A 16,859-nucleotide genomic window follows, 5' to 3' on the forward strand; every position below is an offset into this window, starting at 1 on the left:
GTTGATTAAAGTTCCACTTTCATTATGACTATAAGCATGATGAAAAACGCACTCTATACCCCAACCATTATTTTAATGGCAATTGCAGCAGGCATTTGTACAGGCGGAAATTATTTTAGTCAGCCACTCATTCATTCAATTAGTGTAAGCCTAAATTTAACTGAAACGACTACAGCGTGGGTGCCGACTCTAGCCCAAATCACCTACGCATGTGGCTTACTCTTCTTAATGCCATTAGGGGACATAATAGAAAAGCGCAAACTACTATTTATCTTTATGTTATTGGCTTCAAGTGGATTAATTATTAGCGGTTTTTCACACAATATTTATCTTTTACTGCTTGGCACCGTCATTACTGGTCTATTTTCAAGTTCAGCTCAACTGTTATTACCCCTTGCTGCAAGTCTGGTTCCTATTCAACAAAGCGGCCGTGTGGTTGGCTTTTTACTGAGCGGCCTGATGATGGGTGTTTTACTCGCCCGTTCCCTTTCAGGGCTGATGTCTACACTTTTTGCTTGGAATATTATTTATCTCGTCAGTGGTTTTCTATTACTTGTTATTGCCTTTATTTTGCATCGTAATATCGGGTTATTCCCACCGACTAAATCTGAAAACTATGTAAAAACTATTCGCTCTCTTCCACAGATTTTTATTCAAAATCGACGGTTAAGAACCAGAACTTATATTGGTGGTTTTACATTTGCATGTGTGAGTTTAACCTTTACCACCATGTCGTTGCTTCTGGCTCCGGCACCCTATTTTTTTAGCGACTTTACCATTGGCCTTTTCGGTTTTGTTGGCGTGTTAGGAACGTTCGTTGCTAATTTTTCAGGTAAATTTATTGACCAAGGCTATATCCATAAAATTTCGATTTTTTGTGGCATTGGGCTTATTTTAAGTTGGATACTTTTTTCACTTTTACCCTACCATTTCGCTTTTTACATTATTGCTTTACTCATTCTTTACGCTTCTCTTTCTGCTGTACATGTCACCAACCAAAGTATTGTATTTAAACTTAATCAAGAATTACGTTCGCGGTTTAATGCGATTTATATGACGGGTTATTTTGCTGGCGGCGCTTTAGGCACAACGGCGGGAAGCTACGCTTGGAAACACTTCGGATGGTTTGGTGTCTGCATTTTAGGCTTAATTTTTGCCGTTTTATGTCTTTATTATTGTGTGAGGGATGCAAAAAATCAGCACAGTTAAAACTTGTGCTGATCTTATATAAAGTATGCTAATAGTTAATTAGAGGAGCTAGATTAAGTCCTATAAAAGCCCTAATAATCGACCACGAATAATATCTTCTGCATCTTTAACAATTCGGCTAACCAGTTCATCGCAAGTCGGAATATCATGAATCAAGCTTGCGACTAAACCGCATGACCATGCACCTGCATTAACATCGCCATCAATCATGACTTTTGGATAAACACCAGCAACTTCTTCGATAATATCTTCAAATTTAATGTTATCGCCGAGTGCTTTTTCTTTTGCCACGATTTTTTCTACAGCAGCATTGTTCATAACACGTTCAGTATTACGTAAAGCACGCATAATTAAACGTGTATCTCGTTCGGTTGCATTTAAAATTGCCTGTTTTACATTTGCGTGTACGGGAGCTTCCTGAGTCGCAATAAAGCGCGTTCCCATATTAATTCCATCAGCACCCATCGCTAAAGCAGCGGCGAGTGAGCGTCCATCTGCCATTCCACCTGAAGCAACAAATGGGATTTCTAATGCATCGGCAGCTAAAGGCAATAAAATCATATTGGGCACATCATCTTCGCCAGGGTGACCACCGCACTCGAAACCATCTACAGAAACCGCATCGCACCCAATTTGCTGAGCTTTTAAGCTATGTCGAACCGAAGTACATTTGTGAATTACTTTAATGCCAGCAGCTTTTAAATACGGCATGACTTGTTCAGGATTCCGCCCTGCTGTTTCTACAATCTTTACACCACCTTTAATAATTGCATCTACAAAACCCGGATAATCAGGAGTATTCACCGTAGGCAAAAAGGTTAAATTTACCCCGAAAGGCTTATCAGTCATTTCTCGGCAACGTGCAATTTCTTTTGCCAAATTTTCAGGCGTACGCTGAGTCAGGCCAGTGATAATGCCTAACCCGCCTGCGTTAGAAACTGCAGCAGCAAGCTCAGCAAAACCAACATAATGCATACCGCCTTGAATAATTGGGTGCTCGATTTCAAATAGTTCTGTAATTTTGGTCTTCATATTATTTCCACTCACCGTTCTATAGCTAGCTTCTCATTTCCTTAGCAGAGCTAGATGCTTATTTACGCATAAATCCTGTCTTCATTTAAAGTGACTTAAGATAAAATTTCACAATACAAAATTTTATACCACAATATAAAACAAAATAATTGATAACGGAATTGTTTTTCGATAGCATCATTTTAATAAGTTTAAATTTTAGACGGCAAGTTATTTGAATAAGTATGAGTTTCCGTAAACAGGAAACAAATAATTTTCAAATAGTTAATTTAAAGGAATGAATAATGCAGCAGGACAATAGAACTCAAAATGAGCTTAAAACAGGCACAATTCATGAATCTTTTGATAGAAATATACTAACGCTCACCATGAGTAATCCCACTAAAAAGAATGCAATTAATTACGAAATGTATGCGGCCCTAAGTCAGGCCTTAGATAAGGCTGCAACTAATCAAGACATTCATGTGGTTGTGCTGACTGGTGAAAACTCCGCATTTACTAGCGGCAATGATGTCAATGCATTTGAAAAACGTGATACCACCAGTTCCGAACCGCCCTCTTCCATTGTGTTTTTAAAAAGCTTAGCAACGTTTCCAAAACCAATTATTGCTAAAGTAAATGGTGTAGCAATTGGTATTGGTAGCACCATGCTTCTACATTGTGACCTTGTATATGCAAGCCAAAACTCTATTTTTCAGTTTCCCTTTGTGAACTTAGGACTTGTACCTGAAGCGGGTTCAAGCTACATCTTGCCAAGATTATTAGGCTTTGCTCGTGCTTCTGAAATTATTTTACTGGGTGAAAAGTTTTCGGCAGACCAAGCAAAAAATTATGGTCTGGTAAATGAAATATTTGAAGCAACTGAGCTGGATCAAGTAGTTGAAGATATAGCAATCAAACTCGCTCACAAACCAAGCCAAGCCTTACAGCTGAGTAAAAAGTTATTAAGAGATATGCCAATTGGTGATCTATTAAATCGAATTGATCATGAATCAGCTATTTTCTCGCATTGTTTGCAAGGTTCCGAGTTTAAAGAGGCATTAAGCGCTTTCAGAGAAAAAAGGAAACCGAACTTTCATAACCAAACAGTCTAAATGCACCTACTAAAAAGCCAGCATTGAAAATCATTGCTGGCTTTTATAAATAAATCAGATAGGTTTAGCTAATCTCGGTGCGAATATTATTCACCATATGTAAAAGACGTGGTGCAATATCTTCTTCGAGTTTTTCACGGTTCATAATAAAGCTTGGACCGCCACAGTTGAACACCAATAAACCATGTTGTTCATGAATCAGTGGAACTGCAACCGAATTTACATCTTTATGCCATTCACCGATTGAAAAACAATATCCAAAATCTTGGTAATCTTTAAACGCTTTGTCTAGATCACGGTTAATTTTGATCCAGTCTTCTTTGTGCTTGCTACGAATGGCATCAAGCAAAAACTCTCTTTCATCTTCAGGCATGGCAGCTAAACATGCACGTCCCATCGAACTTAAATGAATCGGTAAATAAGTTCCGACTTGACGGCGCATGGTCATATTGCCTTTACCTTGTACCACATCAAGATAAATCATGTTCAGTCGATCACGTGTTGCCATGGCTACAGCAGCGCCCGCATAGTCTGCCAAATTTTTCATATATGGATGAGCAATAGAACGAATCGACACGTTAGATAACATGGAATAACCAAACGCAAGAACACCCACTGAAAGCTGGAATTTGCTTGAGTTAGGTACTTGTTTGATATAACCCAAACGCGACAAGGTATGTGTAAGGCGAGTAATGGTTGGTTTTGGTAAACCTGTCATCTGAGCAAGTTCTTGGTTACCCAAATGCTGATGCTTAGGCGTAAAACAACGTAATAGTTCTAAACCACGTGCTAATGCAGTAATAAATTGGCGATCATTTTCATCCTGCATGTCTTCAATCGGATGTAATAATTCATGCCTTAATGGCGCTAATAATTTTTCTGTCGGTTCTGCATCTACTGCATCGTTCATTGTCATACTAATCCATATTTTGTTTCGCACTGCGAAAATTATAATCTATTTTTTCTATAAATAGCAAAAGAGCAAACATTCGAGTCTGCATCTAAAAGATAACTTCATTTAACTCATTAAAGCGAAAGATTAAAGATTTTATTTTCTGATTTTAAATATAATTTTAACCTTCCGCTTTTAAATCAATTACCCAATTACGCCCTTTTCTTTGAGCTCAGCTAGTTTTTCAGGAGAAACTACCCGACCTAAAACCGCCTGCGTATGTTCACCCAACAATGGAGGAGCTGTTTTGTATTCAACAGGTGTTCTAGAGAGTTTGATTGGTGACCCAATGACCTTCAATTTCTCACGTTGAGGATGGTTCATCTCGACTAACATTTCTCGGGCAATTACCTGCGGCTCTTGAAAAGCTTGTTCCAAGTTATTAATCACACCGACAGGAACTTTAGCGGCATAGATTGCATCTACCCATTCATCTGCGGTTTTAGTTAAAAAGTGATTTGATAAAATCCCGATAATTTCATCGCGGTGTTTAATTCGATCTGCATTTCGGGCAAAACGTGCATCATTCGGTAAATCGGGTAACCCAATACTTCGACAAAGCTGAATAAACTGAGTGTCATTTCCACACGCGATAATAAAATCACGATCAGAAGCTTTAAATACCTGATAAGGCACAATATTGGCATGTGCATTGCCATAACGCTTCGGGATATTACCCGATGAAAGATAGTTCATTCCCTGATTTGCCATTGTGGCAATTTGAACATCAAGCAAAGCCATATCAATGTATTGGCCTAAACCCGTTACATGGCGGTTGAGTAAAGCAGCCTGTATGGCAATCGTAGAATAAAGACCTGTGGCTAAATCGGAAAATGCGACCCCTACTTTTTGTGGCCCACCACCCGGCAAATCATCACGTTCACCCGTGACTGACATGAGGCCGCCCATGCCTTGAATAATAAAGTCATAACCGGGTTCTTCTGCTCTTGGGCCAGTTTGACCAAAGCCTGTAATCGAGCAATACACCAGTTTAGGATTAATCTCAGATAAAGACTCGTAATCCAAACCGTATTTTTTCAGAGAACCCGCTTTGTAGTTTTCAATCACGACATCGGTGTCTTGAATGAGGGCTTTAATTAGCTCTTGTCCATCAGAACTGGCAATATCAATGGCAACCGATAACTTATTGCGGTTAGTGGACTGGTAATAAGCGGCTTCTTGGGTGTCTTGGCCTGAGTCATTTTTCATCCAAGGTGGCCCCCAAGAACGAGTATCGTCACCGACTTTCGGTCTTTCAATCTTGATTACTTCTGCACCTAAATCGGCAAGAATCTGTCCACACCAAGGCCCAGCCAATACCCGACTTAAGTCAAGTACCCGAATTCCATTTAAAGCACCCATCTTCATCCCACTATATTTTGTGACTTATTTCCTATTGGAAAACTTATCCATTTAAAATTTCGCATAGCGATATATATTTTTAATATACACAGCTCATTTTAAAAATCAAACTTTAATTTTCCACTAAAAATAATGATTTTTTATAAGAAAATATAGCTTAAATAAATCAATAAATTAGGCAAACATAAAACAATAACAAAGTATCGCATTGCGAAATTAATTTTCAAAATATATTGTTTTACGTTCATCCTTTGATTACTATCGCTTCAAATATTGATGATTTTACGAACATCACATTGATGTTTTTTGCATGTAGTAAAAGGACGAGACTATGATTCGAGATCAGGAAACCTTAGATCAACTTGTTGATATGATTCGACAATTTGTTGAAGGTGTATTAATTCCTCATGAGAATGAAGTCGCTGAAACGGATGAAATTCCTCAACACATCGTTGAACAAATGAAAGCGCTGGGCTTATTTGGTTTAACCATTCCTGAAGAGTACGAAGGTCTTGGGCTAACGATGGAAGAAGAGGTCTATATCGCTTTCGAATTAGGCCGTACCTCTCCTGCTTTTCGCTCTCTGATTGGAACCAATAATGGTATTGGTTCAAGTGGCCTGATTATTGACGGGACCGAAGCACAAAAATCATTTTTCTTGCCGCGTTTAGCGCGTGGTGAAGTGATCAGTTCTTTTTGTTTAACCGAACCAGACGCAGGCTCGGACGTAGCCTCTTTAAAAACCAGTGCAGTAAAAGATGGCGATTTTTATGTGTTAAACGGCACTAAACGCTTTATTACCAATGCACCCCATGCTGGCGTATTTACAGTCATGGCACGTACAAATTCTGATATTAAAGGTGCTGGTGGTATTTCTGCTTTTATTGTCGACAGTCAAACCCCAGGCATTTCACTTGGTAAACGCGATAAAAAAATGGGACAAAAAGGTGCCCATACCTGTGATGTGATTTTTGAAAATTGTCGTATTCCTGCCTCAGCACTCATTGGTGGCGTGGAAGGTGTTGGTTTTAAAACGGCCATGAAAGTGCTCGATAAAGGCCGTTTGCATATTGCTGCTTTAAGTGTCGGCGCAGCAACCAGAATGCTAGACGATTCTTTAAATTACGCCATCGAACGCAAGCAGTTTGGACAACCTATTGCCGAATTTCAACTCATTCAAGCCATGCTTGCCGACTCAAAAGCCGAAATTTATGCGGCTAAATGTATGGTCTTAGACGCTGCACGCCTACGCGATGCCGGACATAACGTGAGCACTGAAGCTTCATGCGCAAAAATGTTTGCGACCGAAATGTGTGGTCGTGTCGCCGATCGCTGTGTACAGATTCACGGCGGTGCGGGTTACATCAGTGAATATGCCATTGAACGTTTTTATCGCGATGTGCGTTTATTCCGCCTCTATGAAGGCACCACTCAAATTCAACAGGTGATTATTGCCCGAAACATGATTCGCGCTGCGTCTTAATCAAATTTTAAGCACTTTAAAACGACTTGAAGTGCTTTCAATCAAATGTAGGTAATGGATTATGGCTACAAATTACAAAGAAGGTCTTTCTCGTATACAACCTCATACGTGGAAAATAGCTTTTATTTTTGCATTTCTGGCATTGCTGGTAGATGGTGCAGATTTGATGCTGCTGTCTTATAGCTTAAATAGTATTAAGGCAGATTTTGGATTAAGTTCAGTACAAGCAGGTATGCTTGGCAGTTTTACATTAGCAGGTATGGCTGTTGGTGGCATTTTTGGGGGATGGGCATGCGATAAATTTGGTCGCGTCCGCATTGTGGTTATTTCTATTTTAATTTTCTCACTTCTCACCTGTGGCTTAGGTTTTACTCAAAGCTTTCTTCAGTTTGGTATTTTAAGATTTTTTGCGTCACTGGGTTTGGGTTCACTCTATATCGCCTGTAATACTCTCATGGCCGAATATGTACCAACACGTTACCGCACAACAGTCCTTGGAACATTACAAGCTGGCTGGACTGTTGGATATATTGTTGCGACTTTACTTGCAGGTTGGATTATTCCTGATCATGGCTGGCGTATGCTGTTTTATGTTGCCATTATTCCCGTTGTTATTGCTGTTCTCATGCATATTCTGGTACCAGAACCAGAAGCATGGCAAAAGTCTCGACTACAACAACCTGTTTTGGCGCAAAACGCTCCGAAAACTTCAGCATTTAAGCTTATTTTCCAAGATAAACAAAACCGTAATATGTTTATCTTGTGGGCGTTAACCGCGGGCTTCTTACAGTTTGGCTACTATGGTGTAAATAACTGGATGCCGTCATATCTAGAAAGTGAACTGGGTATGAAGTTCAAAGAAATGACGGCTTATATGGTAGGTACATATACCGCCATGATTTTAGGTAAAGTCCTTGCAGGCATGATGGCTGATAAATTAGGGCGTCGTTTTACCTACGCGTTTGGTGCAATCGGTACTGCTATTTTCTTACCTCTAATTGTTTTTTATAACTCGCCAAGCAACATTCTCTATTTACTCATCACCTTCGGCTTCCTCTACGGCATCCCTTATGGTGTAAATGCAACCTATATGACCGAAAGTTTTGCGACAGCTATTCGCGGTACAGCCATTGGCGGCGCGTATAATGTTGGACGTTTAGGCGCTGCATTAGCTCCTGCAACTATCGGCTTCTTAGCATCCGGCGGATCTATTGGTCTAGGTTTTGTCGTGATGGGTGTAGCTTACCTGATTTGTGGTGTGATCCCTGCTCTATTCATTAAAGAAAAAATATACGACCCACAAAAGTCGTAAAGAAATTCATTACATATATCTATATGTAGTGATGGAACTAACTATTGGAGCATATGTTTAGATAGTTAGAGGAAAATAGGAGTTTAATCTGCAAGGTTGCTCCTTATTTTCAAATATGTGGAGTTTATTACTCTTCATTTTAATTTTTTAGGTAAGCTTAGCTCCCAAGGGAGCTAAGCTTAAAAATATATTGACCTAAACTATATTTAAGGTCGTTCACCCTGTCCTAAACGGCGTTCAATATCATCTAGTACATTTGGCAAGTCTGCGACACTATCAATCACATAGTGAGCACCTGAAGCATTCATTTTTCGATAGGCCTTATCTTTTAGAACAATTTGTTCATCAGCCGATAATGCACTCCACTCTTCATAACTTAAACCGACTTCATTACCGCTAATCGCAAGTCCTACAGTCCAGCATCCCGCATTTAAACCTTCATCAATACCCACCACGGTATCATCCACTTTTACAACAGTTTTGATGTCTGATACATCAAGTTGAATTAAGTTTTTCCATAACATTTCAGGATATGGACGACCAAATTTCACGTCACTGGCAGTAACAATGCAGTCCGGTCGATAGCCCTGATCGGCAGCATCTTTAACCAATCGCCCAATCATCATTGATGCATAACCTGTGTTACTGCCAATTTTTGCACCGCGGCCTTTAATATTTTCAAAAGTCGCCAATGCACCCGGAATTAAAGCAGAACATGTGGGAATCGATTTTAATTGGTAAGGAATAAAGTCTTTATATAAACGGTCAATATCTGCCTCTGTTACAGCCTGCCCATATACTTCCTGCCATGCTGCTGCTACACGCGGCATTTTTAAAACAGCAGCTATATGGTCGCGTTTTTCCAAACCCATTGGTGCACGAGCTTCTTCAACCGTAATTTCAACTTTGTTGTCTTTAAATAAAGCCATAAAAGCCAAAATTGGTGCACGTGAGCCAAAATCTACTGTTGTGCCAGCCCAGTCAAAAACCACGGCTTGAATTTGTGTATTGTTGGTCGTCATGGTGTATTTCCTTTAATGTAAATAATTTAATAAAAATTATGCTATTACAGCTTGATTTAGATGGCTTTTGCAGTAGCTGGCAATTGCAGCAAGAAGTCCTTCAATGTCATGAACATAAACTTCGCCAATATTGCCAATACGGAAGCAGTTGAGGTCGGTAACTTTGCCCGGATAAATCACGTAGCCTGATTTTTTCAAAGTTTCGTAAAATGACTGAAAGCTAAATGTTTCAACTGTCGGGTAAAGGAATGTTGTGATAATTGGTGATTGGGGTGCTTGATTGCCTAATACCAATTCAAAACCAAGCTGTTGCATACCTTGAGATAAGGTTTGTTGGTTTTGTAAATAACGTTGATAACGTGCAGCAACTCCGCCCTCTGCCTCAAGCTCAAGCAAGGCTTGGTAAAATGCACGTACTACATGGGTTGGCGAGGTAAAGCGCCATTTACCGTTATGCTGTTCCATGGTATTCCACTGGTCATATAAATCGAGGCTGACCGAACGTGCCAAACCTTTACAGGCTTCTAGGCAATCACGTTTCGCCAAAATAAAACCAAAGCCCGGCACACCTTGAATGCATTTATTTGCACTTGAAATCAGAAAATCAATTTCAAGCTCCGCGATATCCATTGGCACACCGCCAAATGAACTCATCGCATCTACAATCCAGATTTTCCCTGCCGATTTAACTAAACGGCCAATGTCTTGAATCGGGTTTAAAATTCCCGTGGTGGTTTCACAGTGCACACAAGCAACATGACTAATGGTTTTATCTTTTAAAACACGTTCAATTTCTTGTAAATCTGGTGTCTGGGTTTCTAAATAGTTCAGCTCTATCACTTCAATATTTAGGCAACGCGCCATTTGCACCATACGTGCACCATAAGCGCCATTATTAATGATTAAGATTTTGCCATCACGCGGAATAGCTGAACCAAGTACAGACTCCACCGCAAAACTTCCACTGCCTTGCATTAATACAGCCGTATATGTTTCAGGTTGACTAGTTGCCAAATTGACCAATCGAGAGCGGATATCTTGTACAAGCGAATTATATTCTTGGTCCCAAGTACACCAGTCTTTTTGCATGGCACGGCGGACCGTCGCAGAAGTTGATAATGGACCTGGTGTCAAAAGCAGATATTTGTTTTCTAAATCCATATCGATTTGTGGTTGCATGTTCATAAGATTGCTCGTTTCGTTCACGTTAATTTCAATATACACCAATCTGGTTTAAACCAGATTAAAAACTAGTAAATATTTTGTTCTAATATTTCTTTCATAAATCCAGCCCCTGTGGTCATACCTTTGCCAGCGATCGCACTCACCAGGAAGATGTTGCTCTCGGCTTCAGTAACACAGGCCAGCTCGTGTTCATGGGTTAGGTAATAACCATTCCAACGCTTTTGAATTGCAGGTAAGGTCAGCCCCAGTTTTTCGTGGCAGTAGGCTTGAATAAATTGATTAATGTCTTCGCGTTGCTCAAATTGAGGTGCTTCATCAAGCGGATGGTATTCGTGACTATCACCCACAATCAGTTCACCAAATTCGTTTTGTTTAATCAGAATATGGATACCAAATTCTTTAACAAATCCTTGTTGTGACGCTTTAATCAGCTCATGATGACTTGGGCAAATCTCAAAGGCTGGATAGCGCGAAATCGACAAACCTGAATAAAGAGAAGTATTTAATTTTTGTTGAAATGGTTGAGTCAGCGCCATTTGTAAGCCACAACGTTTCAGATTCAAACTTTGCAGCAACTCTGGATATAAAATATCGATGACCTCACCGTGACAGATCAAAACTTTATTTGCCCAATATGACTCGCCACTTGCCAAACGAACCTGACACTTTTCCTGCTGATATTTGGTTTGTACTACACACGCATTGGTATAAATCTCTACACCTTTTCTTTGTGCATATGCCAACAGTCGTTGTCCGATCACATGCGGTTCGACCGAATAATCTTCTTCAAAGATTAAGCCGCCTTGGAACTGCTGCTCAGGATTCAAATACGAAAATTGTGTAGTTAGTTCTTCATGGCTAAGCAGATGAACCGGAATCTGGTACCGGCCTGCACGCTCGGCAAACTCCTTTAAAACCTGCCATTCAAGTGCAGTGTTTGCCAGATATACGCCTTGTCTTTGCTCAAATGAAATATCGGTTTCAGCCTGAATACGCTGATAAAAAGAGCGCGTTTCAAGTGCATACTTTCGCCACTGTTGCTCTGGATGGGTTAAAGTCGATGTTCCAACCATGCCGAAATTACGGCGAGTTGCACCTACAGGCTTAGCATTTTTCTCAAAAATACACACTTTTAAGCCTTGCTCTTGTGCCTGTATAGCAGCGGACAAACCTAAAATTCCGGCACCGACAACAATTAAATCAAACTGTACGTTATTCATAAGACTTCCAATTTGCGAAATTTAGGATGAACAAACCCTTGCCTTGTTGAACAAAGCATTTCGTTTCAGTCGGTTAAATAAAAATTATGTTTAGCTAAACATCACTTAGTGGGAAGTTTCACGCCATTGTTGGCTTCTTGCCATGATTTTTCGGGTAAATAACCAATGAATGAGTTTTACAACACAGGAGGTCGTTAAAATCAAAATACTCATCGCAACAGCAGCAACCGTATCGCCTGCATCATCCATATTTAAAACGGCCACCGCCGCTAAACTGGTGTCTGGTGAATAGAGGAAAATTGCAGCCGATACGGTCGTCATGGCATTTACAAAAATATAGACCGATACATCACATAGCGCTGGAAAACACATAGGCAAATACACTTTCCAAAAGGTTTTCCACTTCGATGTACCTAAAGTTTCTGCTGCCTGATCGAGTTGTATCGGAATCTGTTTAATGGCATTGGTTAAAGTCAGATGCGGCACAGTGTAATAATGCACGATGGTTGAAATCACCAAAATAGTCATGGTTCCATACAGCACATTTAACGGGTTGCTTTGCTGGTTAAAAAACAAAATGTACGCAATACCTAGAACCAGCCCCGGCACTGCAAGAGGTAATAGAACCAAAGCTTGCACATAATTTTTAATGAGTGGATGTGCTTTAAAGCGTTCGGTTAATAGTGCCACCATAAAAATAAGTGCCGTGCCCACAACCGTACTAAAAAAGGCCATACGAACCGAGTTAAAATACGCTGCCCAACCGCCGCCATCGACATATTCAAAGCTATAGTGTTGCAAGGTCAAAGACAAATCATAAGGCCAAGACTGGATAAATGACGCCAAGACTGCCGTTAAAATAATGAGTAAAATCGAACCCGAAACCAAGCTACAAAATAAAGTCAAAACCGTTTCAAGCTTTTTATTACGCGCAGAGATATAAGGTTTAGTCTGAAAAGATTGAAAACGTGCATGGCGTTTGCTTTGTATTCGATCGAAAATAAAAACAAAAACTGCTGGTAGCAATAACAAGATGGAAATGACCGCACCCATGCTCATATTTTGCTGACCAATAATCTGTTTATAGACATCAAGCGCCATCATGTTAAAAGAACCACCAATGACTTTTGGAATACCAAAATCTGTTAGGACATAAATAAAAGCCACCAGACTTGCACTGATCAGTCCATAACGAATTGCAGGTAAAGTCACATGATAATGCGTCTTCCAGACGTTTTTTCCGAGCGATAAAGATGCTTCAATTAAACGCTGATCGACACTTCGAAAAGAGACCATCATCAGCATTAAAATTGCTGGAAATAGCCAAAAGCAATAACTGATTAAAATACCGATTGGACCATAAATCTGTACATCACCTAATAAAGGCTTGAATACACCTTGCTTGCCAAATAAATAAACCAATGCCAAAGATGGCAAAAGTGATGGTGCCAAGATCGGTAAAAATGCCACCAATTTAAAGAAGCCTTTGCCTTTAATATTGACATTGGTCAGTGCAAACGCATAAATACTGGCAAGAAAAACTGTAATGACAGTAGCAGTACAAGCGATCCACACAGAGTTAAATACAGAACTGAGTAAAGCGGAACTACCAAAATAATTATAAAAGTTTTCAAGGCCGACAAAATTTTGATTTTCATCAAAAAATGCACTTTGAAACAGCATTATTAAGGGAGCAATAATCGCTAAAGTCAAAGCAATTGCGACGCTCGCCAAAGTAATATTTGACCTTAATGAATATTCAGTTTTTTGACGCGGCTGTGTTTTTAAAACCGCTGAAGCAGTTTCATTTAACATAGTGCATACCCTTGATCGTCAAAAACATGGATGAGCTGATTAGGCACTTTTATAAACATGAGTTCTTGCAAAGATTTGAACTTTGTATTTTCAATTTCAATTTGCAAAAGGTGTTTTGCCTGCTCAATTCCATCAATATTAATGGCGCAAAACAAACGGCGTTTTGCACCTAAAAATTCAGTGCTTAATACTTTAACTGGCAAATACAGCGATTCTTTATTACTGCCAAAATCATCTACCAACTCGACTGCTTCGGGTCTAAAACCCATACTGTAGTTTTGCCCAGTTTTTAGCTTTTGCTGCTCCAGATTTAGAGGGATAAAACCTAAAACATCGAGCTGATTCTGTACTGCACAAGTGGCTTTTAAAAAGTTCATGGTGCCAATAAACTTTGCAACGAATTGGGTTTGTGGTTTGTAGTAAATATTGTGCGGCGTATCGATTTGCTCAATCACGCCATGATTCATCACTACAACACGGTCAGAAATGCTTAATGCTTCTTCTTGGTCATGCGTCACCATAATGGTTGGCAAATTAAGCTGCGATTGAATTGAGCGAATCTTTTGTCTTAAGTTCAAACGTACCTGAGCATCAAGTGCTGAAAGCGGTTCATCTAGCAATAAAATATCCGGATTCGGTGCAATAGCTCGAGCAAGCGCAACACGTTGCTGCTGCCCACCAGACAATTGATTTGGATATTTTTTTGCAATATCGGGTAACTCAATCAGCTCTAATAACTGATGAACCCGTTGATTACGCTGTGCTTTATCCCACTTTTTTTTGTCTAAACCGAAAGCAATATTCTCTTCGACATTTAAATTTGGAAATAACGCATAGTTTTGAAACACAATGCCACAGTGCCGTTTTTCAGCACTTAGCAAAGTTATATCTGTTCCCTTTTTTATAACCTTTCCATAATCAGGTTTTTCAAGACCCGCAATTATGCGTAGCAATGTGGTTTTACCGCACCCTGATGGTCCCAAAAAGCTGACGAACTCGCCTGCTTTCAGGTCTAAATTAATATGTGTTAGAGCCTGAAAGTGTTGAAACTTTTTTTGAATATCCACCACCTCTAAAACCGAGGGGCCATGTTCAGGATATTTATAAGTCGTTAAGGTCGACAATAAATGCCCTGCCAACTCGCCCTTTGGGTTTTGACCTAGCAGCGATGATTGCAATGACGAAGGTATTTGCATAATGAGGCCCTTATTCAAAAGATCACTTTTCAAAACGCTTTGACCATTCAGCCAAAATACGTTCACGCTGTTCGGCCGCCCAATAAAAATCATTTTTTACAAGCAGTTGAGGAAGGTTTTTCGGGAAACTCATGGTAGTATTTTCAATGCCTTTATAAGCGACCATTGAAAAGTTATGTGCATAGGCTTCATTTGCCGCTTTGCTTACCGACCAATTTATAAATTTTTGTGCGCTACTTAATTTCTTGGTTCCTTTTACAATTGCTGAGGCTTCCATTTCCCAACCTAACCCTTCAGTTGGATAAACCACTTCCAAAGGTGCGCCATCTGCTTTTAATTTAAATGCTGGATAACCGAAAGAAATACCAATTGGAATTTCGCCTTGTGCGGCCATTTTGCAAGGTTTTGAACCAGAGTGAGGATATTGCGAAATGTTTTTATCTAAAGCCTGCATATAATCCCACGCCTGCTTTTCACCCCAGATCTGCATCCAAGCAGTCACATCTAAATACCCTGTACCACTTGAAGCCGGATTTGGCATCACAATCAGGTTTTTATAAATTGGGTTGGTTAAATCTTTCCAAGTTTTTGGAATCGGTAACTTACGTTTTTCTAATTCGACTTTATTTACACAGATTGCAGATTCCCATGCATCCATACCCGTCCAAGTCGGTACGGATTTTTGACTTACAAATTCGAGTTTTAAATTTTGGACGCCTTCAGGTTTAAAAGGCTCAAGCATGTCTTTCTTTTCCATGACCAGCAAACTGGTTAAAGCCACACCAAAAACCACATCCGCTTGCGGGTTTTTCTGTTCTGCCAAAAGTTTCGCGGTGATTACACCTGTTGAATCACGTACCCATTTTACTTTGAGTTCTGGATAGGCTTTGTGTAATTCTTCTTGGTATTGTTTAAGCTGGTCGGCTTCCACTGCCGTATAGACGGTAATTTCTTCTGAGTTTTTTGATGTTGCCGATGAACATCCCATTTGAAAAGCGACCACTACACCTAAAACTGATGCAGTGCCAAGTTTAATTGTCTGTTGAACATACTGTTTCATCTGCAAACCATCGAATGCAATTATTTGATGATCGTATTTCAACAGGTTTATATGACAGTTTGATTAATCTGGTTTAAACCAGATTGTATTTTTATGCTCGTGCTTCGAAATGTAAATCTAAGACATCGTGTAGCCAATATTCTTGGTCAACATCGGTAATCACGCCCTTTTCATTTCTGTTACTACGGCAAATATATAAACCGAGCGCGCCAACATTGACATGAAGCGCTTTGGCCTGTTGTTCCGATAAAGCTGTTGGATAGAGGTTAATGTCGGCTCTGGTGATATGGCAGTTATATTGATTTGCCATGAGTAAAGTAATGGATTGCTTGAGATCATGTGTTAAAAACTCAGGAAAAAGCTCGGCATTCACACGTAAATGCTCAACCAAAACAGGTCGACCATTAATACAACGACGTCGCCAAACTGAATAAATTGGATGCCCTTTTTCAACTTTTAAATGCTTGGCATCCCAAGAAGTGGCCTGAGTCAGCTCACTCGAAATCACTTCTGTAGAAGGTTCATAGCCTTGTTCAATCACAAACTGATTAAAGTTTTTCGTCGATTGAGGGTGATAAATAATACGCGGAGAACGAACATACCAACCACGGCGGTCTAATCGATAAATCAGACCATCCGTTTCCAAAGCCAGCAAAGCTTCACGTGCAGCCACTCGCGTGGTTTGGAATTGCTCAGATAGCACTCTTTCCGATGGGAGTTTTGCATGAGCGTCTAATACGCCAGATTCGATATCGTGGGCAATTGCATCGCGAATAGGAATATATTTAGGTATGCGTGCTTGGTCCTGTTCCATACAAACTTAGAATTTATAAATAAAGAAATTAATAGCAATATACTGAAAAAATATGACAAAAGCTTTTATTAATGCTGATCTTTTAAGCAAAGCACACCGCATC

Annotated in this window: 14 protein-coding genes; 4 read left to right on the plus strand and 10 right to left on the minus strand. The window is 39.8% G+C overall.

Annotation, left to right across the window (positions count from 1 at the left end):
* Positions 1-36: 36 nt before the first annotated feature.
* Positions 37-1,209 (plus strand): MFS transporter, encoded by a 1,173-nt coding sequence (locus ACT53H_RS13965; RefSeq protein WP_476009438.1) that lies wholly within the window; start codon positions 37-39, stop codon positions 1,207-1,209.
* A 60-nt stretch (positions 1,210-1,269) separates the two neighbouring features.
* Here ACT53H_RS13965 and ACT53H_RS13970 read toward each other — a convergent pair whose 3' ends face one another.
* Positions 1,270-2,241, minus strand: a complete 972-nt coding sequence (locus tag ACT53H_RS13970; RefSeq protein ID WP_476009439.1) for an NAD(P)H-dependent flavin oxidoreductase — start codon at positions 2,239-2,241, stop codon at positions 1,270-1,272.
* A 284-nt stretch (positions 2,242-2,525) separates the two neighbouring features.
* On the opposite strand from ACT53H_RS13970, the gene ACT53H_RS13975 reads away from it, so the two are divergent.
* A complete protein-coding gene (locus ACT53H_RS13975; protein WP_476009440.1) occupies positions 2,526-3,335 on the plus strand; it encodes an enoyl-CoA hydratase in 810 nt (269 codons plus the stop codon).
* Positions 3,336-3,399: 64 nt separating this feature from the next.
* On the opposite strand, the gene ACT53H_RS13980 is transcribed toward ACT53H_RS13975, so the two are convergent.
* Together ACT53H_RS13980 and ACT53H_RS13985 are read right to left on the minus strand one after the other, a co-directional pair.
* Positions 3,400-4,245 carry an IclR family transcriptional regulator gene (locus ACT53H_RS13980; protein ID WP_013198245.1) on the minus strand — a complete coding sequence of 282 codons (846 nt, stop codon included), beginning with the start codon at positions 4,243-4,245 and terminating at the stop codon, positions 3,400-3,402.
* Positions 4,246-4,431: 186 nt separating this feature from the next.
* The gene (locus ACT53H_RS13985; protein ID WP_476009441.1) at positions 4,432-5,649 is read right to left on the minus strand and encodes a CaiB/BaiF CoA transferase family protein; all 1,218 of its coding nucleotides are present in this window, start codon (positions 5,647-5,649) and stop codon (positions 4,432-4,434) included.
* Positions 5,650-5,980: 331 nt separating this feature from the next.
* On the opposite strand from ACT53H_RS13985, the gene ACT53H_RS13990 reads away from it, so the two are divergent.
* Entirely contained in the window at positions 5,981-7,132 is a 1,152-nt protein-coding gene (locus ACT53H_RS13990) for an acyl-CoA dehydrogenase family protein (protein WP_476009442.1), read from the plus strand.
* A gap of 61 nt (positions 7,133-7,193) precedes the next feature.
* The gene (locus ACT53H_RS13995) at positions 7,194-8,444 is read left to right on the plus strand and encodes an MFS transporter (RefSeq protein ID WP_476009443.1); all 1,251 of its coding nucleotides are present in this window, start codon (positions 7,194-7,196) and stop codon (positions 8,442-8,444) included.
* Positions 8,445-8,650: 206 nt separating this feature from the next.
* Here the strand turns inward: ACT53H_RS13995 and phnX are convergent, their stop codons facing one another.
* From phnX to ACT53H_RS14030, 7 genes are all read right to left on the minus strand, one after another.
* Positions 8,651-9,466 (minus strand): phosphonoacetaldehyde hydrolase, encoded by an 816-nt coding sequence (phnX, locus tag ACT53H_RS14000; protein WP_476009444.1) that lies wholly within the window; start codon positions 9,464-9,466, stop codon positions 8,651-8,653.
* A gap of 36 nt (positions 9,467-9,502) precedes the next feature.
* Positions 9,503-10,690: a 2-aminoethylphosphonate--pyruvate transaminase gene (gene phnW / locus ACT53H_RS14005; protein WP_476009570.1), complete on the minus strand. Its 1,188-nt coding sequence runs from the start codon at positions 10,688-10,690 to the stop codon at positions 9,503-9,505.
* A gap of 26 nt (positions 10,691-10,716) precedes the next feature.
* On the minus strand, positions 10,717-11,871 hold the full coding sequence (locus ACT53H_RS14010) for a TIGR03364 family FAD-dependent oxidoreductase (protein ID WP_476009445.1): 1,155 nt from the start codon (positions 11,869-11,871) through the stop codon (positions 10,717-10,719).
* A gap of 105 nt (positions 11,872-11,976) precedes the next feature.
* Entirely contained in the window at positions 11,977-13,686 is a 1,710-nt protein-coding gene (locus ACT53H_RS14015) for a putative 2-aminoethylphosphonate ABC transporter permease subunit (RefSeq protein ID WP_151962551.1), read from the minus strand.
* The gene (locus tag ACT53H_RS14020; RefSeq protein ID WP_151962550.1) at positions 13,680-14,882 is read right to left on the minus strand and encodes an ABC transporter ATP-binding protein; all 1,203 of its coding nucleotides are present in this window, start codon (positions 14,880-14,882) and stop codon (positions 13,680-13,682) included. The genes ACT53H_RS14015 and ACT53H_RS14020 overlap by 7 nt, the downstream gene beginning before the upstream one ends.
* 22 nt (positions 14,883-14,904) lie before the next feature.
* Positions 14,905-15,942 (minus strand): putative 2-aminoethylphosphonate ABC transporter substrate-binding protein, encoded by a 1,038-nt coding sequence (locus ACT53H_RS14025; protein ID WP_151962549.1) that lies wholly within the window; start codon positions 15,940-15,942, stop codon positions 14,905-14,907.
* 91 nt (positions 15,943-16,033) lie between these two features.
* Positions 16,034-16,756, minus strand: a complete 723-nt coding sequence (locus tag ACT53H_RS14030; RefSeq protein ID WP_239968603.1) for a UTRA domain-containing protein — start codon at positions 16,754-16,756, stop codon at positions 16,034-16,036.
* Positions 16,757-16,859 lie beyond the last annotated feature (103 nt).

The organism is Acinetobacter sp. DMC2 (assembly GCF_056314305.1).